This is a genomic window from Clostridium prolinivorans (assembly GCF_004011155.1).
Taxonomy (GTDB): Bacteria; Bacillota; Clostridia; order Clostridiales; family Clostridiaceae; genus Clostridium_AT; species Clostridium_AT prolinivorans.
In genome coordinates, this window is the sequence record NZ_RJWG01000008.1 from 42934 (window position 1) to 62378 (window position 19445).

Sequence of the window (19445 nt, forward strand, 5' to 3'; positions counted from 1 at the left end):
ATAATTTTTTATTAAGGAGTGTTCGTTTTTGGATAAATTTACATCAAAACATTTAATATTTTTAATTTTAGGAACCACTATAGTGTCTTTAAAAACTTACCCCACTGTTTTTATGAAAAATGGTGGAAGAGATAGCTGGATTGCAATAATAATATCTTCAATACTAATTCTTATATATTTTATTTATATAATTAAAATCTGCCAAAAGACTAATACATATAGTCTTTATAAAATATACTGCAGTGCTTTAGGAAAAATTTTAGGTACTATTTTTATTTTTTTATTTATAATATCACTTTTTATAACTTTAATAGAATGCTCTTCTATTGAAGCTAATTCTATGCATACAAATATGCTTTTAAATACACCTCAATGGTTTTTGCTTATTTTTTTTATAGTTCCAGCTATATATACTGTAAAAAAAGGAAAAGTAGCCGTAATTACTGTATCTTGTATAGGATTAATTTTTATAATGATAGCAGGAATAAATTTAGCTATTCTTTCAGCAAAATATAAAAATTATAGATATCTGTTTCCAATTTTTAAAGATGGAATAACAACTAACTTTATTATTTCAATATTAAAGTCTTTAGGATTGTACGGTTCTATTTCTATAACTCTTCCTTATCTTTGTGAAATTAAAAATAAAAAAACTATTATAAAAGACAGTCTAATAGGACTTTTTATAGTTATTCAAATGCAAATTATATCAGTTACAGGAGTTATTATGACTTTTGGAATAAATAGATCCAATTTAATATCTTATCCTAAATTAATTCAAACTCAGCGTATAAGTATTTTAGATTTTCTTGAAATGGGAGAACTTTTTGTAATGCTTCAAATGGTAGGAGGATGGTTTATAAAATATATTCTTACTTTTTTTGCTATATTTTTACTTTTAAAAGAACTAAATATAAATAATAAATATATACACTATTTTATAAGTATATTAGTTTTTATATTTGCATATTGGGTTTCCTCTAATTTATTCAGGCTATTTAGACTTTTAGAATATTATTCATATTTTTCTTTAATAAGCCTTATTATAATTCCTTTTATAATATTTACAATTCATTATTTAAAAAACAAAAATTCTTTAACATAAATTTAAAATAATTTTATGTATAATTTAAAATACTATTGTTTTTTTTTTTATATATGCTATAATAATAATCGAGAAGTATCTCAATTATATATTCGGGTCAATTTTTCAAGGAACTCTTATCCCCTTTAATCATAAAAGGGAAGTTACCAAGAACAATTAGTCCCTATGATTAAGGAGGATTTTTATAATGTCAGACAAGAACATCGTATGCAAAGATTGCGGAAAAGAATTTATATTTACTGAAGGTGAACAAGCTTTCTATAAAGAAAAAGGATTTGAAAATGATCCAGTTAGATGCCCAGAATGCAGAAAAGCTAGAAAAGTTCAAAAGAACAGCCAAAGAGAAAGAAGATATTAAAAAAAGAGAGGTTATTCCTCTCTTTTTTTAATTTTAAATTTTATCTTTTATTCCTGATTTAGAAAGTGCTATATAAAGAGGAAGTGCAATAACTATTCCTATTATTGCTTGTGCTATATTAGTTGGAACATCTTTTAATGATATTATTAAACTTTCAGTAAACGCTTTTTTTTCTGGATTTAAAAAAGTTAATATAATAGCTCCTGAAAAATAATAAGCTGCTATCATCCAAATACCACCTATAATAAAGGCTAAAATATTATTCCATATATTTTCTCCTTTGTAGTTACCTCTATAAGCAATTTCTGCAGTAATATAAGCCATTAATGCTTTAATTACAAAAGTAAAAGGCGCCCAAGTTATATATCCTAAAGTAATATCAAAAAGAGACATTCCTATAGCTGAAGCTGCCGCTGCTTTTTTCTTTCCTAATAATAGTGCAGCTAAAAATACCATGCTATCTCCTGCATGCATTACTCCCATAAAAGTTTTTATTGGAACAATATAAGCTGCTACAAAAATTACAGCTGCCATTAATCCAACTTTGACAATAGCATTAACACTAAAACTATTATTCATTTCATTTCTTTCCATTTAATTCTCCTCACTTCTATTGATAAATAATACCTATAAATTTAAATATGAAAATTTTTAAATTTAAAATATATATTTTAAATTTAATTTTTAAATAGCAAGCTTGCTTATTTATAAATTAGTGCACTAATATTTATATTATAATTATATTACTGTGAGTATAATATTAAAAGTGTATGGATACTCTATGTGAATATATAAATTGATATTTTTATAATAATTTATAAAAATATAGTCAATAATAAACATTGCTAAATTATTTTTATGTAATTTAAAATTTTTATTGTTGAAATACAGTTTATTTAAAATATAAAATAAATTAGAGGAGGAAGCCTATATGACATTCTTACGTTGGATTGGCGGATTTATAGTTTTATTTTGGCTTATTACCCTTATATTTAAAATTGGAGGAAATATAATAAATATACTTATTATAGCATCTGCTGCAGTTTTTATTTTAGATATACTTTTTACAAAGAAAAAAGCAATATAATCTTTTTAAGTAAATATATTATAAATAATAAATATATTTATATTTCTAAATTTATATATAATTTTAAAAACATTATTATTAAAATAAATAAAAAATCATACATAAAAAATTTTTTTATGTATGATTTTTTTATTTAATAACATGATTATCTCACAAAAAATCTTTTTATTAAGTATTGATCTCTGTATAATAGATTTAATAAATTTAGAAGTACTATAAATTGTATAGTAAAAATTAATTTACAGCTTCTATAGAAAGTACTGTAAAAAGTTATTTATTACAATTTGTAATAGATAAAAATTTATATTTTGATTTTATATTTTGATATTGTAGGTTAATCATAATATATGTTTTTATTTACTTTATAATATAATATTTTCATTTACAACAAATTTTATTATTCATTGTTTTTACCGATGTCAGATAAAACTAATCCTTTATTATGCTCTAATGCCCAGCTTATAGCCCAGTCACTTTGGAATATCAAAAGATTCCTATCTTTTAAGTCTTTAACTTTTTTTGTATCACTGGTTAAGTTTAGTTCATTTACATCAGTTTCTGTACTTTCAATCCATCTAATATATTTAAATGGAAGTCTATCCATTTTAATATCTACACCATATTCATGTTTAAGTCTATATTCAAGTACTTCAAATTGAAGTACTCCAACAACACCAACTATTATTTCTTCAATTCCTATATTAAATTCTTTAAAAATTTGTATAGCTCCTTCTTGAGCAATTTGTGTAATACCCTTTATAAACTGTTTTCTTTTCATAGTATCTACAGTTCTTACTTTTGCAAAATATTCTGGAGCAAATGTAGGAATACCTTCAAATTTAAATTTTTTAGTGCTTTCACATAATGTATCTCCTATGCTGAATATTCCTGGATCAAAAACTCCAATTATATCTCCAGCATAAGCCTCTTCAACAATCTCTCTATCTTGTGCTAAAAATTGCTGTGGTTGAGAAAGTTTTATTTTGTTCCCAGTTTGAACATGATAAACTTCCATACCTTTTTTAAACTTTCCAGAACAAATTCTCATAAAAGCTATTCTATCTCTATGTGCTGGATTCATATTGGCTTGTATTTTAAATACAAAAGCAGAAAATTCTGGACTAAAAACATCTATCTCTCCAATATCTGATTGCCTTGGAAGTGGAGCTGTTGTAAGATCTAAAAAAGCTTTTAAAAAAGGTTCTACACCAAAATTTGTAAGAGCACTTCCGAAAAAAACTGGAGTAAGCTCTCCACGCCTTACCTTTTCTATATCAAATTTATCACCGGCTATGTCTAAAAGTTCTATATCTTCCATAAGTTTTTTATGGAGACTTTCTCCAATTAAATCTTCAAATACTTTATCTTTAATATTACCTTCAATGGACTGAACTAAAGTTTGACCATGATTTCCACCATTAAAAGCCTGTATAATATTTTTATTTCTATCATATACTCCTTTAAAATCGACTCCTGATCCAATTGGCCAATTCATAGGATAAGATTTTATGCCAAGTTCTTGTTCTATATCTTCTAAAAGCTCAAAGGGATCTTTAGTTTCTCTATCCATTTTATTTATAAAAGTAAATATTGGAATTCCTCTTATGCTACATACATGAAAAAGCTTTCTAGTCTGTTCCTCAACCCCTTTGGCTCCATCTATTACCATAACTGCACTATCAGCAGCCATAAGTGTTCTATAAGTATCTTCACTAAAATCCTGATGACCAGGAGTATCCAAAATATTTATGCAATAACCTTCATAATTAAATTGCATAACAGAAGATGTAACAGAAATTCCTCTTTGTTTTTCTATTTCCATCCAATCTGAAACTGCATGTTTAGAAGCTTTTCTTGCTTTTACTGAACCTGCAAGCCTTATCGCTCCTCCATATAAAAGAAGTTTTTCAGTTAAAGTAGTTTTACCTGCATCTGGGTGAGATATTATAGCAAAAGTTCTTCTTTTTTCTATCTCATTTATTAAATTTTCCAAAATTGTTTTCTCCTTTCAATAATTTATATCTATAAAAGCATTATTATCTACATTGGATTATACTTCTTTTTAATTTTAACATTTATATTAAATTTTTATATATAATTTAAAAACTCTATAGATTATAACAATTTACATAAATTTTTTCAATTATTTTTTTAAAACGCATTTGATAACATTTACATACTATTTGCTACTATTCATTTTATTTTTTATTTTGTTATAATAATATTATGATAAAAATCTTTCTGAAATATTTATTTAGGGGGGAATTCTATGTATAAATTAATAGCAGTTGATATGGACGGTACACTTTTAAAGGAAGATAGGTCTATATCAAAAGAGACCTATAAAGCTATTCAAAATGCAAAAGCTAAAGGTGTAAAAGTTGTTTTAACTACTGGAAGACCTATGGATGGAATAACATCATATCTTAATAAATTAAATTTAATAAGTGAAAATGATTATGCAATAGCATACAATGGTGCTCTTATACAAAATACTAAAACAAAAGAGGTTATAGCTAAAACCACTATGTCAATAGATGATATTAATTACTTATATAAATTAAGTCAAGATTTACAAGTTAATATACATGCATTAACTGATAAAATTTGCATAACACCTAAATGGAATAAATACAGCCAATTAGAATCTGATATGAATGATATTCCATTAAATATTATAGATTTTAATAACATTGATAAAGATACAACTATAGTAAAAATAATGTTCATAGATGAACCTGAAATTCTTGAAAAAGCTATAAATAATCTTCCAAAAGAAGTATATGATAAATATACAGTACTTAGGAGTGCTCCTTATTTCTTAGAATTTTTGGATAAAAATGTAAACAAAGGACAAGGAGTCAAAACTCTTTCTGAAATTTTAGGTATAAAACAAGAAGAAGTTATTTGTATAGGAGATGCAGGAAATGATCTTCATATGATACAATTTGCTGGATTAGGAGTAGCAATGGGCAATGCATTTCCAGAAGTAAAAGAAATAGCTGATTATATAACTTTAAGCAATGAAGATGATGGTGTAGCTCATGTTATAAATAAATTCATACTTAACGATGAAAAGGCAAGTTAATGAGAGTCATTTGACTCTCATATTTTTCTCTCATATTTTTATAAATAATTATAAAATAATACCAGAATTTTTAATTAAAAATTCTGGTATTAAAATTTGGTGACTCCTAGGGGAATCGAACCCCTGTTTTCACCGTGAGAGGGTGACGTCTTAACCGCTTGACCAAGGAGCCATATAATAAGTAAACTGACAAATTATATTTTAACTCCATAATAGCATATTGTCAATGGAAATTAAAAATAAAATGCAGCCTCATCAATAAATTATTTTAATTGAGAGGCTGCATATTTTTATATTTAATAAATTTAATTAGTTTTTAAAATTTATAATTAGAAGTAATTATAAATTTTTTTCATAAGCTTCAATCATTTTTTTAACCATTTGGCCACCTACTGACCCTACTTCTCTAGAAGTTAAATCTCCATTATAACCTTCTTTAAGATTAACTCCTACTTCTCTTGCTGCTTCCATTTTAAATCTATCTAAACCTGCTTTTGCTTGTGGTACTAAAACTTTATTGCTTCTAGCCATGATAAAATCCTCCTTTTAAATTAAATTTTAAATTTATATTGGTGTTGCTTTGTACTATTAATTTGCTCAAATTTTAGATTAATATCCTATAAAAATAAATACAATTTAGCCTAATTTATCCATAGTAAAAAATAAAATAAAGATAATTTAATTTAAAAAACGGATGGTTAAGCACCATCCGTTTTTATATTTAAAATAATAAAATATTTAAAATTTTTATAAAACTAAGTAAAAATATAGAAAACTCTATATGCTGTTTATATAATAATTTTAATTTATATAAAAATCAAAATTATCTGCTTTGGTTAACAATAGCAATACTATTACTACATCCAATCCTGCTTGCTCCTGCATTTATCATGTCCATAGCAGTTTTATAATCTCTAATTCCGCCTGAAGCTTTTACTCCTAAATCTTCACCTACAACTTTTCTCATTAACGCAATATCTTCTACAGTAGCTCCACCTGTTGAAAACCCTGTTGAAGTTTTAACGAAATCAGCTTTAGCTTCTTTAGCTATTTCACAAGCTTTTATTTTTTCTTCTTCTGTTAATAAACAAGTTTCTATAATAACCTTTACTATAGCCTTTCCTTTTGCTGCATTAACTACTTCTTCTATATCTTCTTTTACTAAAGTATAATTTTTATCTTTTAATGCTCCAATATTTATAACCATATCTATTTCATTTGCACCATTTTTTATAGCATCAATTGTTTCAAATGCTTTAGCTTCTTTACTCATTGCACCTAATGGGAATCCAACTACTGTACAAGTCTTTACACCACTTCCAAAAAGTTCAGTACTTACTAATTTAGTATAACATCCATTTACACAAACAGATGCAAAATTATATTCTAAAGCTTCTTTGCAAAGTTTCTTTACATCTTCTGCTGTCGCTTCAGGTTTTAGTAAAGTATGATCTATATACTTAGCTATATCCATATTAATCTCTCCTTAAATTTAACTTTATTTTAAATTTTATTAAGTCTGTTCTAATATATATGCTTGTATATTATATATATTTTAACTTTTATATATAATTAACGTGATCCCTTTTCATAAGGTACTCCATCTGCCTTAGGTGCTACTGATCTTCCAACAAAAAGAATTAATACTATAATTGTTAAAATATATGGAAGCATTGCAAGAATTTCTGAAGGTATAGCAAAACGTCCTCCACCCAATATAACAGTTAAAGCTTGTGAAAATCCAAATAGTAAGCAGGCTCCATAAGCTCCATGAGGCGTCCATTTACCAAATATAACTGCAGCTAAAGCTATAAATCCTTGCCCACTAATAGCTGTTTGACTAAATTGAGGAATAATAGCTAGTGTCATTGCTGCACCACCAAAACCTGCTAAAATTCCTGAAATTATAACACATACATATCTAACCTTAGTTACACTAATTCCCATAGTATCTGCTGCTGCTGGGTTTTCTCCAACTGAACGGATATGAAGTCCCCATTTCGTCCTATAAAGTATAAACCATAAAAGTACTGTTAAAATTAAAGCTATAAGAACTGTACTATCTACATTTAAACTTTTAAGTATATTATTCGATACATTTTCTCCGAATATTTTAGGTAATTTTTTTGGTACTGGTGGTGTCATAGTTGCTCCAGCAAAAAATAATCTACATAAAAATAATGCAAACCCTGGTCCGATCAAATTTATTGCAATACCAGAAATTGTTTGGTCTGCTTTAAAACTAACAGCTGCTACTGCATGCATTAAAGCAATTAATCCTCCTGAAATACCTGCTAAAAAAAATCCAAGCCAAGGGTTCCCTGAATAATATCCAACTGCTGCACCTGTAAAAGCACCCATTACCATCATGCCTTCAATGCCGATATTTACAACTCCAGCACGTTCAGAAAGTACACCTCCAAGTGCTCCAAAAATTAATGGTGCTGAATACATTAAGGTAATTCCTATTAATAGTAGAATGCTATTTAACATTTATCTCACCTCTTTTTAAAAGTTTATCGGCTAAAACAGGCACGATTTTTGTTAAAGCTACAAAGAATACAATAGTACCCATCATAATATTAATTATTTCAGATGGAGCTCCTATAGCAGATTGTATAGCTTGACCTCCATAAATTAATCCTCCAAAAAGTAATCCTGAAAAGATACATCCTATAGGCGAACTACCTGCAATTAATGCAACTGACATACCATTAAACCCATTATTTTCAAAAGCTGCCATAGTTGATATTTTATGTGGTGCAACTCCAGTAATAGATAAAGCTCCTGCTAATCCTGAAAGTGCTCCAGCAATAAGCATTGCCTGAATTATATTCTTGTTAACATTTATACCTGCAAATTCTGCTGCATATTTATTTGATCCAACTGCACGAAGCTCATAACCTTTAGAAGATTTATATAATAATAGCCATATTACAATAGCTGCTATTATTGCAACTATAATTCCAATATTCATATCAGTTTTTAACAACATATCAGAAAGCCATTTATGCTTTGATAACGTTTCTATTCCTGCGTCTGAATTTTTCCAATTTTCAAGAATTGTCGTAAATCCAGATTTATTTATCATATAAGTTGCAGTTGAACTTGGTTGGTGAAATTCTTTAAGTCCTACAACAAAATTTGATAAATAAAGAGCAATCCAGTTTAGCATTATGCTTGTTATAACTTCATGTATTCCAAACTTAGCTTTTAATAATCCTACAATTCCTCCATATAAAGCTCCTGCTATTACACCTGCAAGAATTATTATAGGAATTTGTAAAACTGGTGGTAAATCTAATTTTATACCAACTATTGTAGTTACAATTGTTCCTACAATATATTGCCCTTCAGCACCAATATTGAACAATCCAGTTTTAAAAGCAAAAGCAACACTTAACCCTGTTAATATAATTGGTGTGGATTTAATAATAGTATTTGATATATATTTAGGCTTTGAAAAAATTCCTTTAAAAAGTGCACTAAAGGCTTCAAAAGGATTATAACCTGCAGCACTAAGTACTATAGCAGCTACTATAAATCCAAAAAAGATTGCAATAAATGTTGAAGTAATCGGCTTTTTAAGTATATTAACTACTTTTTTCATTTAGTTTACCTCCTGCCATTAGTAACCCAATCGTATTTTCATCTACTTCTCCTTGTTTAAATGTTTCCACAATAGTTCCATCGTAAATAACAGCTATTGTATCCGATACATTCATGACTTCATCAAGCTCTAAAGAAATTAAAAGAACTGCCTTTCCTTTATCCCTTTCATTTATTAAAGTCTTATGCACATATTCAATTGCTCCTACATCCATACCACGAGTTGGTTGTACTGCAATTAATAAATCAGGGTTATTAGCTACTTCTCTTGCTATTATAAGCTTTTGCTGATTTCCTCCTGATAAACCTCTAACTGGCATCAATTCACAGTTTTCAGGTCTAACATCATAATCTTTTATAAGCTTTTTTGTATGCTCAACAATTTTTTCTTTATCTAAAAATCCTTTTTTACAAAATGGTTCTTTATTGTATTTTTCAATTATTGCATTTTCAGAAACAGTAAAATCTAATACTAATCCACGTTTTTGTCTATCTTCATGAATTGTTGAAATTTTATGTTTAATTACATTTTGTGGAGTTGTATTTTGTATTTCTTCCCCATTTATTTTAATAGTACCACTTTCAACTTTTGTAAGACATGTTATAGCTTCTACTAATTCTTTTTGTCCATTGCCATCAATACCAGCGATACCAACAATTTCTCCCCTATGAACTTTAAGTGATAAATTTTTAACAGCATCTAACTTTCTTTCATTTTTTACAGTTAAGTTATTTATTTCAAATACAACTTCTTTAGGTTTTGCAGGTGTTTTATTAACAACTAAGTTAACCTCATGCCCTACCATCATAGTTGCAAGTTCTTCTTTACTAACCTCATTAACCTTAACTGTATCTACATACTTTCCTCTACGTATAATTGTACAAACATCAGATGATTCCTTTATTTCTTTTAATTTATGTGTAATTATAATAATTGTCTTTCCATCTTCTATAAGATTATGCATAATTTTAATTAGCTCTCGTATTTCCTGTGGAGTTAACACTGCTGTAGGCTCATCAAGTATTAATAAATCTGCTCCACGATACAATGCTTTTAATATTTCAACACGTTGCTGCATACCAACAGAAATGTTTTCAATCTTTGCATCAGGATCTACTTCAAGCCCATATTTCTTAACAATATTCAATATTTCATTACGTGCCTTTTTCATATTTGTTACGCCAAATTTATTAGTAATTTCGCTTCCTAGAACAATATTTTCTGTAACAGTAAAATTATCAACTAACATAAAATGCTGATGAACCATTCCAATACCATTTTTAATTGCTATTCCAGGATTTTTAATATTTACTTTCTTACCATTAAGATATATTTCCCCTTTATCAGCTTTATATAATCCATAAAGAACATTCATAAGTGTACTTTTCCCCGCCCCATTTTCTCCCAATAATGCATGAATAGTTCCCTTTTTGACATCTAAATTGATATCATCTAATGCACAAAATGTACCAAACATCTTTGTAATCCCACGCATTTGAACTGCATATTGTTCACTGATTTCCATCCTAATTCCTCCTTTCGTCATATGCTTTGCCAGCAATACATTTTTATACTGCTGGCAAAGATCTGACTTTAAATATAAGTTACTAAATTTTTAGGCTCATAAGTTTAAGTTGAATTTTATAATTTATTTTTAAATTCGTTATAAGTTTTTTCATCAAATGGAACAACTATTGAACCGTCTTTAATTTTTTCTTCTAATTTTATTGTTGCTTCATAAACTTCTGGTTTTACATTTTTATTTTCCTTAGGAATACCAACAGCACCTTCTTTTAATCCATAAGTATAAGTTTTTCCGCCAATTTTGTTACCATTCATAGCTTCTTCAGAAACTTTTGCAACTGCTACATTTACTAACTTTAATGCAGAAGTTAAGACATTATCAGGAGCTAAATAGGACTGATCACGGTCAACACCTATTGCAAACTTACCAGCTTCTTTAGCTGCATCAATTACTCCTACTCCTGTACCGCCAGCTGCATGGAAAACAATGTCACATCCAGCAGAGAACATTTTATTTGCTATAGCTTTACCTTTTGAAGCATCTGAAAAGCTTTCAGCATATTGAACATCTACATTAATAGGCTTTCCTAATTCTTTTGATGCATAAAGTACACCAGCTTGATATCCATATTGGAATTGATCTATTACAGGGCTTTTTATACCTCCTACAAATCCTACTCTACCTGTCTTTGTAGTTTTTCCTGCTATATATCCAACAAGGAATGAAGGTTCTTCTGCTCTAAATGTAACTCCTGTAACATTTTCTGGTGTATTATCTCCATAGGAATTATCTACAATAGCATAATTTACATCCTTATTTATTTTTGCAGCATTTAATATTGCATCTGCCATAGCAAATCCAATACCCCAAATTAAGTTATTTCCTGAATCAACAAGTTTGTCCAAGTTGGTACTGTAATCTGTTTCTTGCTTTGATTCTAGATAACTTACTTTTGCTCCAGTTTTTCTTGAAAATTCTTGTAAGCCTTCCCAAGAAGATTGATTGAAAGATTGGTCGCTAACACCGCCAGTATCTGTTACCATTGCAACACTAAAATTTTTAGTTTCCTTTTTTTCTTCATTTGTCTTAGGCTGGCTGCTTCCACATCCTGCTAATGTACCCATAATAACTGTAGCTGACATTACTAATGCAATAATTTTTTTCATAAGTTTTTCCTCCTTAAAATTAATATATTATTTTGCTATTTCAAGTGCAATTTCCATCATGTCAGTAAAACTAAGCTGTCTTTCTTCTGCTGAAAGCGACTCTCCAGTCAGCAGACTGTCTGAAATTGTAAGTAGACATAGTGCATTTTTTCTAGCTTGAGCAGCATTCATATAAAGTGCCGCTGCTTCCATTTCTACTGCTAAAATACCCATACTTCTCCACTTTTCTGTTGCAGTTTTATCGGCACAGTAAAAAGTATCAGAAGATAAAATATTCCCTACAACGGTATTTATATTTTTTTCTTTAGCTGCTTTAACTGCAGCACTTACTAACTCATAACTTGCAATTGGTGCAAATGTTCCTGGAAGACAGTACTGTGCTGCATAATTTGAATTAGTAGATGCTCCTAATGCTATTACTACATCTCTTACCTTAACATTTTCATTCATACTTCCTGCAGTTCCAATACGTATTATATTATCTACATTGTAAAAATTAAATAGTTCATAAGAATAAATCCCTATAGATGGCATTCCCATACCTCCGCCCATAACAGAGACACGTTTACCTTTATAAGTTCCTGTATATCCAAACATATTTCTAATTGAGTTAAACTGAAAAACATCTTCTAAAAAATTATCTGCAATAAATTTTGCTCTTAATGGATCTCCAGGCATTAATACTGTTTTTGCAATCTCTCCTAATTTTGCTCCAATATGCGGTGTTGGTGTTTGCATAACAATTCCTCCTTAGTTACTATAATTATTTAAATTCATTTTTTTAAGAATTTTTTTATCAAAAGTTTCTGATATTTTCTGAATAACAGGTCCAGCTGTAAAGGCTGTAATAATTGTAACAACGCCTGCTTTCCCTCCAAGAGAAAATCCTATTATAAGTGAAGTTAAATCACAAATTATTTTAGCTGTCTTATATTGAAGTTTTGTTTTATCTTTTACTAACATATTTACACCAGTAACAGGGTCAACTCCAATATTTATTGCTATGAATATTCCTATTCCTATAAAAAGCATCGAACATCCTAAAAAAGAAGTTAATATTCTTCCTCCTATAGTAGTCCTAATATTAAGTATTCCATGTATTTTAAAACCAATACTTATTAAGCTTCCTAGAGGCAATGCATAAATAAAAGTCCCTATATTTATATACTTACGATCAAATAACAATACTATTGTTAGAAAAACTATATTTACTAAATTTGTAACTAACCCAAGCTTTTCTATAGGAAGACCAAATGCATTCCTAATTCCATCATATAAAACTGCAACAGAATCATTTCCCAACATACCTGCTGAATTAAAAGCTAATCCAAATCCTACTAATGAAACTCCTATTAATGCTATTATAAACTTTTTTAAAAATATTTTATATGATTTATTATTAGTATTACTAATTGCACTGTCCATTAATTCATACCTTTCTTTTATTAAACTAATTTTTCTAATACAGATTCACCAATTGTATTTTCTGGCATTTCTACTTCAAAATTATCTGCTATAGTAGCTCCAACAGCTGCAAAACTATTACTTGTTTCCATTAAACCATTTTTAACCATAGATGGTGAATATGCAAGGAAAGGAACAAATTCTCTAGTATGGTCAGTACCTTTATACGTAGGATCATTACCATGATCTGCAGTAATTATTAAAAGATCATCTTCTTTTAATTTTTCAAGCACTTTACCTAAATTAACATCAAACTTCTCTAATTCTTCAGCATAACCTATAGGATTTCTTCTATGTCCCCATAATGCATCAAAATCTACTAAATTAACAAAGCATAATCCTTTAAAGTCTTTATTCATTAATTCTAAAGTCTGCTCCATACCATGAACAGAACTTTTTGATTTATATGCTTCTGTTATACCCTCTCCATCATATATATCTCTTATTTTTCCAACAGATATTACATCAAAACCATTATCTTTTAATGCATTTAAAACTGTTCTTCCATATGGCTTTAAAGCATAATCATGTCTATTACTTGTACGCTTAAATTCTCCTTTTTTATTGCCAATATATGGTCTTGCAATAACTCTTCCAACCTTCCACTCATCTTTAAGTGTTAATTCTCTTGCAATTTCACAGCAGCGATAAAGTTCTTCAAGTCCAAAAGTTTCTTCATGACCGCAAATTTGAAGCACAGAATCAGCTGAAGTATAAACAATCATATCTCCTGTTTTCATCTGATGTTCTCCAAATTCATCTAAAATTTCAGTACCGCTTGCACTCTTATTTCCTACTATATGATGTCCTGTTCTTTTTTCTAGTTCATTAATAAGTTCTTTTGGAAAACCTGTTTCCGTAAAAGTTTTAAATGGAGTTTCAATTTTTAAACCCATCATCTCCCAATGTCCTGTCATTGTGTCTTTACCTACACTTGCTTCTTTCATTTTCATAAAATGAGCTAAAGGTTTATCTACTGGCTTTACATGATTTATTGAATGCAGATTTGCAATTCCTAATTTTTGAAGATTAGGAATTTTAAAACTTTCTACTGACTCTGATATATGTCTAAGAGTATCTACTCCTATATCTCCATATTCTTTTGAATCATCCATTTCTCCAATTCCAAGAGAATCTATTACTATTGTAAAAATTCTTTTATATTTTTTCATATTTACTCCTTTCATTGTTACTGTTTAAAAGTATTAATACTTAAATAAATTTAATTTATATATAAAAAGAAGCTTTAGTTATAAATAATCTTCTTTATCAAATATAAAATGTATTTTACATTAAATTATTATTTTATTAAACTATATTTTTTATATATAAAAATAATATTTCCTTTATAATTAATCTTTTATACATTAAAAATATATATTTAAATTATACATCTAAATCTTCTTTAGTAAATGACATAGGTAAAAGTTCTTCTATATTAGTAACCTTCTCTATTTCTCCATTAGATAAAACTATTGGTGTATCTTTATTAATAAGCTCTACTAAAACTTGTCTGCAAGCCCCGCAAGGAGTTGCTAAAGTTTTTCCTTTGCTTACAATTGCTATTGCTTTAATATCTTCTTTTCTATATCCATTTGAATAAGCTTGAAATATTGCATTTCTTTCAGCACAATTTGTTAAGCCATAAGAAGCATTTTCAATATTTGCTCCTATAAAATATTTATTATCTTTTGTTAAAACACAAGCTCCAACATTATAATTTGAGTATGGTGCGTATGCATTTTCGCAAGCTTTAAATGCTCTATCTATAATATCTTGATAATTAATCATTTTACCTCTCCTTCTAAAGTTTTATTATCTAATTTTTTTCTATCTGCTTTAATTAAATCTTTAATTGCTTGTATTGCAACTTCTATTGCTATTTCTGTATCATGTACTTGTATATTTTCTAACCCTGCTTTTTCACGTTCTTGATTTGCAATTGCTAAAAATACTGAGCCTACTCTTACTCTTAAATAACTTCCTACTACAAATAAAGCAGCAGACTCCATCTCAGAGGCAAGAGTTCCACATTTTAACCATGCATCCCATTTATTTATTAATTCATAACCAACTGGTTTTGTCTCTGGAGCATGCTGACCATAAAATGAATCTTTACATTGTACTACCCCAACATGATAGTTTTTATTTAAAGTTTTACAAGCTTCAACTAATGAATTTGCCACCTCAAAATTTGCAACAGCAGGAAATTCAATTGGTGCATATTCTTTGCTTGTACCTTCCATTCTAATAGCACCAGTAGCTACAACAACATCTCCACCTTTAACATTTATATCCATTCCACCGCATGTTCCTACTCTAATAAATGTATCCGCCCCACATTGTACTAATTCTTCTAATGCTATAGCCGCTGATGGTCCACCTATACCTGTTGATGTAACGCTTACTTTAACTCCGTCTAAATATCCAGTGTAAGTAACATACTCTCTGCTGTCTGCAACTAATTTTGGATCATCAAAATGTGCTGCTATTTTTGCACATCTCTTTGGATCTCCTGGAAGTATAACGTACTTTCCAACTTCCCCTTCTCCAACATTAATATGATATTGTTTACCTGAACCTTGTGAGTAAATCATATTACTACCTCCATTTATTTTCTACATAAATTATCTATACGTTTACAAATTAAAATTAAAATAAAAACATTTTATATACTTGTCTACTAACTTGTATCTTTGTCTTTATACAAAGTGTATCATGTCTGTTTTTCTATGTCAAGTATTTTTATTGTTCATTTTTAGAATTTTATATAAAGATTTTATATAAAATTTATCTTCTTGATATTATTTGTTATACATCGTATTAGTTGTTATACATCATGTTTATACATAATTTATATCTATTTAAATATATCCAAAACATCTGTAAACTAATCTATCAAAAGTCATTTATATATTTTCTCCTTATAATAGATATATAAGATAATGTAACCCATTATATACAACATAAAAAATAAACAACATAACAAATAAATATTTTTAAAATTAATTTGTTATAAAAAAAACAACCTGTCTAAAATTAATTGAAAAATATAATTGTTTTTACTTTTTTTGGTGAAGCTTTATAGAACTTGATTTTATTGGCAAATAATGCTTGTTATGAACTATAGGAAATTCTGAATTTTCATATATAGCTTCTTGTATAAGATAAAAATGATTTTCTTTTGAAATAGGAGAAACTTTTGCAGAAAAATTTCCAGCAGTAGAATATTTTATATCAATTAATGCATTAGTACATAATTCATAAATTTTTTTTTCTAAAAATTCCAAAATTTCATTCTGATTATTTAAATCCACATTAAATTTTGAAATAGTTTCAATTGGAATTAAAGTAAAAGAATAAGCTGCAGTATTACCTTGAGATTTATACCATCTATCTATAACTACTACAACAGGAGTTTTCTTTCCTAAAGTTTTATTAATATAATCTGTAGCAGCCTCTAGATGCATCTTCATTTTGACATCATCTATTGTATCAGTTAAACATTTATATATTGGATGGCCTATGGTTTCTAACCCAAAAGGTTTATCAAAATTAGATTTTATTATAAAATTTCCTTTCCCTCTAATATTTTTAACTATTCCATCATCTTGTAAAAGTGAAAGTGCCTGTCTTAAAGTAGTTCTACTAACTCCCATTAATTTTGCTAGTTCAGGTTCAGAAGGCAATCTGCTTCCTTCAGGGAATTCACCTTCACTTATCATTTTAAATAGCTTATTATAAACAGTTAAAAATTTGAATTCCTTTCCATTTTCAACAATATTATATTTATCCATTGAAGTAACACCTTTCTTATGAATATTATTTATATTTATCTAAACAAGTTTATTAAATTTTAAACAAGATTAACAAACTTGTTTAAAAAATATTGTCAATATTAATTATAACTATAATTCCTCAATTAGACAATAATATACCGTTAATTTAAAAAATTTTTATAACTGTTTTTTATATAGTACTTGTTTATTTTAAAACAACTAAAGCCATACAGTTAATTAACGTAATTTGCCCAACTTAACTGTATGGCTCATTAAAAAATTATTTTATTTAGATAGTGGTATAAAACCAATCTTTTTTTGCATTTTTCTAAGAGTTTTTAATGCTACATAATTAGCTTTTTCTGCTCCAGCTTTATATATGCTCTCAAGGTATACTTTATCAGCTAACAATTCTTTTATCTTTTTTTGAATAGGTTCAAGTTCAGATATTATAGCCTCTGCTACATCTTTTTTAAACTGAGCATAACCTTGGCCTTCATATTTCTTTTCTATTTCATCAATAGACATACCTGTCAATGTACTTAATATAGTCATTAAATTTTTTACTCCAGGTTGTTCATCTCTGTATTTAACAACACCAATACTATCTGTTACTGCTCTTGAGATTTTTTTCCTTATTACTTCTGGAGGATCCATAATTAAAATATAACTATTAGGGTTATCATCTGATTTAGACATTTTCTTTGTAGGTTCTTGAAGGCTCATTATTTTTGCTCCATTAGGTGCTATATAAGGCTCAGGAATTACAAAAGTTTCACTGTATGTATTATTAAATCTTTTTGCAATATCTCTTGCTAATTCTAAATGCTGCTTTTGATCACTTCCAACTGGAACTAAGTCTGTTTGGTATAGCAATATATCTGCCGCCATTAAAACTGGATAATTAAAAAGTCCTGCAGCAACAGATTCGCCATATTTTTGAGATTTATCTTTATATTGCGTCATTCTTCCAAGCTCTCCCATATATGTATAGCAATTTAAGAGCCATGCAGCTTCAGAATGTGCTGGAACATGAGATTGAATAAATATAGTATTTTTTTTAGGATCTATTCCAGATGCAATGTATGTAGCCATAACTTCTAAAGTTCTTGCTCTTAAATTTTTAGGTTCTTGTTTTACCGTTATGGCATGAAGATCAACTACACAAAAATAACATTCATATTCATCCTGGAGTTTAATCCAATTTTTTATAGCTCCTAAATAGTTTCCTAATGTCAGCTCTCCTGACGGTTGAATTCCACTAAAAATTACCTTTCTTTTTTCTTCCATATTAATCCTCCGTCATTAATAAAAGTTATTATAAAAAATTAAAACTTAGTTTAGATACTATAATACAAGTTAAATATACACTAAAAATTATTACTTAAAATTAAAACCCTACAGTTTACTAAAAAACCATAGGACGCTATTACACGCAGTACCACCTATAGCGGCTTTCATTTATATAAACTGTTACTTATATAATATGGCTTATACAAAATATTGTCAACTCTAATTGAAATTCTTTTACTTGTTTTGTCAATTTCATAATTATTTATTTATAATAATGCAAAAAATAATATAAAAGCCAAAATTTACTGTTTAAATATTATTGGCTTTTATATTATACATTATTATTTATTAATCTTAGCCTTTAAGTATATGAAATTTGTTAGGTGATTTATCGTTTATATACTTATTAATCTTTATGCTCTCCAAAGTCCGTGAAGATTGCAATATTCTCTTGCAAATAAAACATCTTCTTCAACTTTAAATAAAGCTTCTGGTTTTTCTCCTGGATTTAAGTATTTTCTATAAACCTTATTTGCTGTATGAATTTCTATCCATTCAATATAATGTGTTTCAATCATTGGATGTTCTACTGATCCCACTTTAACTAATACTCCACCGTCTACTTTTTCTATAACTGGAAGATGTTTTTCTTTAGCTCCATCTGAAGTATTTTCTGTTAAAAGAGTCATTGGTTGCCCACAGCATGTTAGTACTCCGCCTGATGCATGAACTACTTCAACTATATTCCCACATTTTTCGCATTTGTATATTTGTCTTAATTCTGTCATAATAATCCCTCCTATAATAAATATTTGTATTAGATAATAATTATTTATTATCATTTGTTTTATATTATTCTATAAAAGTTTATAAAATCCTTCTTATAAATAAAAAATGACAGAATTTATTTATTTTTTATTTATAATATAATATCACTATCCCACAAAAAGTATTTTTATTAAAAATTGCC

20 protein-coding genes and 1 tRNA gene are annotated in these 19445 nt (G+C 27.9%); 4 read left to right on the forward strand and 17 right to left on the reverse strand.

What is annotated here, in order from left to right:
* The first annotated feature begins 28 nt into the window (after positions 1–28).
* Positions 29–1105 carry a GerAB/ArcD/ProY family transporter gene (locus EGD97_RS08065; protein WP_127837013.1) on the forward strand — a complete coding sequence of 359 codons (1077 nt, stop codon included), beginning with the start codon at positions 29–31 and terminating at the stop codon, positions 1103–1105.
* Positions 1106–1292: 187 nt separating this feature from the next.
* Positions 1293–1463, forward strand: coding sequence for a zinc-ribbon domain-containing protein (locus EGD97_RS08070; protein ID WP_078682057.1), 171 nt, complete (start codon positions 1293–1295; stop codon positions 1461–1463).
* A gap of 33 nt (positions 1464–1496) precedes the next feature.
* Here EGD97_RS08070 and EGD97_RS08075 read toward each other — a convergent pair whose 3' ends face one another.
* The gene (locus tag EGD97_RS08075; RefSeq protein ID WP_127837014.1) at positions 1497–2057 is read right to left on the reverse strand and encodes an ECF transporter S component; all 561 of its coding nucleotides are present in this window, start codon (positions 2055–2057) and stop codon (positions 1497–1499) included.
* 337 nt (positions 2058–2394) lie between these two features.
* On the opposite strand from EGD97_RS08075, the gene EGD97_RS12400 reads away from it, so the two are divergent.
* A complete protein-coding gene (locus EGD97_RS12400; RefSeq protein WP_164850184.1) occupies positions 2395–2550 on the forward strand; it encodes a DUF5670 family protein in 156 nt (51 codons plus the stop codon).
* 397 nt (positions 2551–2947) lie between these two features.
* Here the strand turns inward: EGD97_RS12400 and EGD97_RS08080 are convergent, their stop codons facing one another.
* The gene (locus EGD97_RS08080) at positions 2948–4543 is read right to left on the reverse strand and encodes a peptide chain release factor 3 (protein ID WP_127837015.1); all 1596 of its coding nucleotides are present in this window, start codon (positions 4541–4543) and stop codon (positions 2948–2950) included.
* 276 nt (positions 4544–4819) lie between these two features.
* Here EGD97_RS08080 and yidA point away from each other — a divergent pair, with 276 nt between their 5' ends.
* Positions 4820–5638: a sugar-phosphatase gene (gene yidA, locus EGD97_RS08085; protein ID WP_078682060.1), complete on the forward strand. Its 819-nt coding sequence runs from the start codon at positions 4820–4822 to the stop codon at positions 5636–5638.
* Positions 5639–5735: 97 nt separating this feature from the next.
* On the opposite strand, the gene EGD97_RS08090 is transcribed toward yidA, so the two are convergent.
* From EGD97_RS08090 to EGD97_RS08160, 15 genes are all read right to left on the reverse strand, one after another.
* Positions 5736–5810 (reverse strand) — tRNA-Glu (locus tag EGD97_RS08090).
* A gap of 167 nt (positions 5811–5977) precedes the next feature.
* Positions 5978–6169, reverse strand: a complete 192-nt coding sequence (locus EGD97_RS08095; RefSeq protein ID WP_078682061.1) for an alpha/beta-type small acid-soluble spore protein — start codon at positions 6167–6169, stop codon at positions 5978–5980.
* 292 nt (positions 6170–6461) lie between these two features.
* Entirely contained in the window at positions 6462–7112 is a 651-nt protein-coding gene (gene deoC, locus EGD97_RS08100) for a deoxyribose-phosphate aldolase (protein ID WP_078682062.1), read from the reverse strand.
* Between the two features lie 98 nt (positions 7113–7210).
* Entirely contained in the window at positions 7211–8131 is a 921-nt protein-coding gene (locus EGD97_RS08105) for an ABC transporter permease (RefSeq protein ID WP_078682063.1), read from the reverse strand.
* Positions 8121–9248, reverse strand: a complete 1128-nt coding sequence (locus tag EGD97_RS08110; RefSeq protein ID WP_078682064.1) for an ABC transporter permease — start codon at positions 9246–9248, stop codon at positions 8121–8123. Before EGD97_RS08110 ends, EGD97_RS08105 begins: the two co-directional genes overlap by 11 nt.
* Positions 9232–10773 carry an ABC transporter ATP-binding protein gene (locus EGD97_RS08115; protein WP_078682065.1) on the reverse strand — a complete coding sequence of 514 codons (1542 nt, stop codon included), beginning with the start codon at positions 10771–10773 and terminating at the stop codon, positions 9232–9234. Before EGD97_RS08115 ends, EGD97_RS08110 begins: the two co-directional genes overlap by 17 nt.
* Positions 10774–10889: 116 nt before the next feature.
* On the reverse strand, positions 10890–11939 hold the full coding sequence (locus EGD97_RS08120) for a BMP family ABC transporter substrate-binding protein (protein WP_078682066.1): 1050 nt from the start codon (positions 11937–11939) through the stop codon (positions 10890–10892).
* A gap of 27 nt (positions 11940–11966) precedes the next feature.
* Positions 11967–12677, reverse strand: a complete 711-nt coding sequence (deoD, locus tag EGD97_RS08125; protein WP_078682067.1) for a purine-nucleoside phosphorylase — start codon at positions 12675–12677, stop codon at positions 11967–11969.
* Positions 12678–12689: 12 nt separating this feature from the next.
* Complete coding sequence (locus EGD97_RS08130; RefSeq protein WP_127837016.1) at positions 12690–13364, reverse strand: YczE/YyaS/YitT family protein; 675 nt, start codon at positions 13362–13364, stop codon at positions 12690–12692.
* Between the two features lie 20 nt (positions 13365–13384).
* Complete coding sequence (locus tag EGD97_RS08135; RefSeq protein WP_078682069.1) at positions 13385–14575, reverse strand: phosphopentomutase; 1191 nt, start codon at positions 14573–14575, stop codon at positions 13385–13387.
* Positions 14576–14789: 214 nt separating this feature from the next.
* Positions 14790–15194, reverse strand: coding sequence for a cytidine deaminase (gene cdd / locus EGD97_RS08140; protein WP_078682070.1), 405 nt, complete (start codon positions 15192–15194; stop codon positions 14790–14792).
* On the reverse strand, positions 15191–16000 hold the full coding sequence (gene udp / locus EGD97_RS08145; protein WP_127837017.1) for a uridine phosphorylase: 810 nt from the start codon (positions 15998–16000) through the stop codon (positions 15191–15193). Before udp ends, cdd begins: the two co-directional genes overlap by 4 nt.
* 465 nt (positions 16001–16465) lie before the next feature.
* Positions 16466–17200, reverse strand: a complete 735-nt coding sequence (locus EGD97_RS08150) for a GntR family transcriptional regulator (protein ID WP_127837018.1) — start codon at positions 17198–17200, stop codon at positions 16466–16468.
* A gap of 267 nt (positions 17201–17467) precedes the next feature.
* A complete protein-coding gene (gene trpS, locus EGD97_RS08155) occupies positions 17468–18472 on the reverse strand; it encodes a tryptophan--tRNA ligase (protein ID WP_127837019.1) in 1005 nt (334 codons plus the stop codon).
* 416 nt (positions 18473–18888) lie between these two features.
* Complete coding sequence (locus EGD97_RS08160) at positions 18889–19263, reverse strand: desulfoferrodoxin (protein ID WP_127837020.1); 375 nt, start codon at positions 19261–19263, stop codon at positions 18889–18891.
* Positions 19264–19445 lie beyond the last annotated feature (182 nt).

What these genes read in the sequence shown, in the direction of transcription:
- EGD97_RS08110 (WP_078682064.1), bottom strand. Translation starts at nt 9,248, where the DNA reads ATGAAAAAAGTAGTTAATATACTTAAAAAGCCGATTACTTCAACATTT.
- deoD (WP_078682067.1), bottom strand. Translation starts at nt 12,677, where the DNA reads ATGCAAACACCAACACCGCATATTGGAGCAAAATTAGGAGAGATTGCA.
- EGD97_RS08075 (WP_127837014.1), bottom strand. Translation starts at nt 2,057, where the DNA reads ATGGAAAGAAATGAAATGAATAATAGTTTTAGTGTTAATGCTATTGTC.
- udp (WP_127837017.1), bottom strand. Translation starts at nt 16,000, where the DNA reads ATGATTTACTCACAAGGTTCAGGTAAACAATATCATATTAATGTTGGA.
- EGD97_RS08070 (WP_078682057.1), top strand. Translation starts at nt 1,293, where the DNA reads ATGTCAGACAAGAACATCGTATGCAAAGATTGCGGAAAAGAATTTATA.
- EGD97_RS08130 (WP_127837016.1), bottom strand. Translation starts at nt 13,364, where the DNA reads ATGGACAGTGCAATTAGTAATACTAATAATAAATCATATAAAATATTT.
- cdd (WP_078682070.1), bottom strand. Translation starts at nt 15,194, where the DNA reads ATGATTAATTATCAAGATATTATAGATAGAGCATTTAAAGCTTGCGAA.
- EGD97_RS08120 (WP_078682066.1), bottom strand. Translation starts at nt 11,939, where the DNA reads ATGAAAAAAATTATTGCATTAGTAATGTCAGCTACAGTTATTATGGGT.
- EGD97_RS08095 (WP_078682061.1), bottom strand. Translation starts at nt 6,169, where the DNA reads ATGGCTAGAAGCAATAAAGTTTTAGTACCACAAGCAAAAGCAGGTTTA.
- EGD97_RS08150 (WP_127837018.1), bottom strand. Translation starts at nt 17,200, where the DNA reads ATGGATAAATATAATATTGTTGAAAATGGAAAGGAATTCAAATTTTTA.
- deoC (WP_078682062.1), bottom strand. Translation starts at nt 7,112, where the DNA reads ATGGATATAGCTAAGTATATAGATCATACTTTACTAAAACCTGAAGCG.
- EGD97_RS12400 (WP_164850184.1), top strand. Translation starts at nt 2,395, where the DNA reads ATGACATTCTTACGTTGGATTGGCGGATTTATAGTTTTATTTTGGCTT.
- yidA (WP_078682060.1), top strand. Translation starts at nt 4,820, where the DNA reads ATGTATAAATTAATAGCAGTTGATATGGACGGTACACTTTTAAAGGAA.
- EGD97_RS08105 (WP_078682063.1), bottom strand. Translation starts at nt 8,131, where the DNA reads ATGTTAAATAGCATTCTACTATTAATAGGAATTACCTTAATGTATTCA.
- trpS (WP_127837019.1), bottom strand. Translation starts at nt 18,472, where the DNA reads ATGGAAGAAAAAAGAAAGGTAATTTTTAGTGGAATTCAACCGTCAGGA.
- EGD97_RS08160 (WP_127837020.1), bottom strand. Translation starts at nt 19,263, where the DNA reads ATGACAGAATTAAGACAAATATACAAATGCGAAAAATGTGGGAATATA.
- EGD97_RS08115 (WP_078682065.1), bottom strand. Translation starts at nt 10,773, where the DNA reads ATGGAAATCAGTGAACAATATGCAGTTCAAATGCGTGGGATTACAAAG.
- EGD97_RS08135 (WP_078682069.1), bottom strand. Translation starts at nt 14,575, where the DNA reads ATGAAAAAATATAAAAGAATTTTTACAATAGTAATAGATTCTCTTGGA.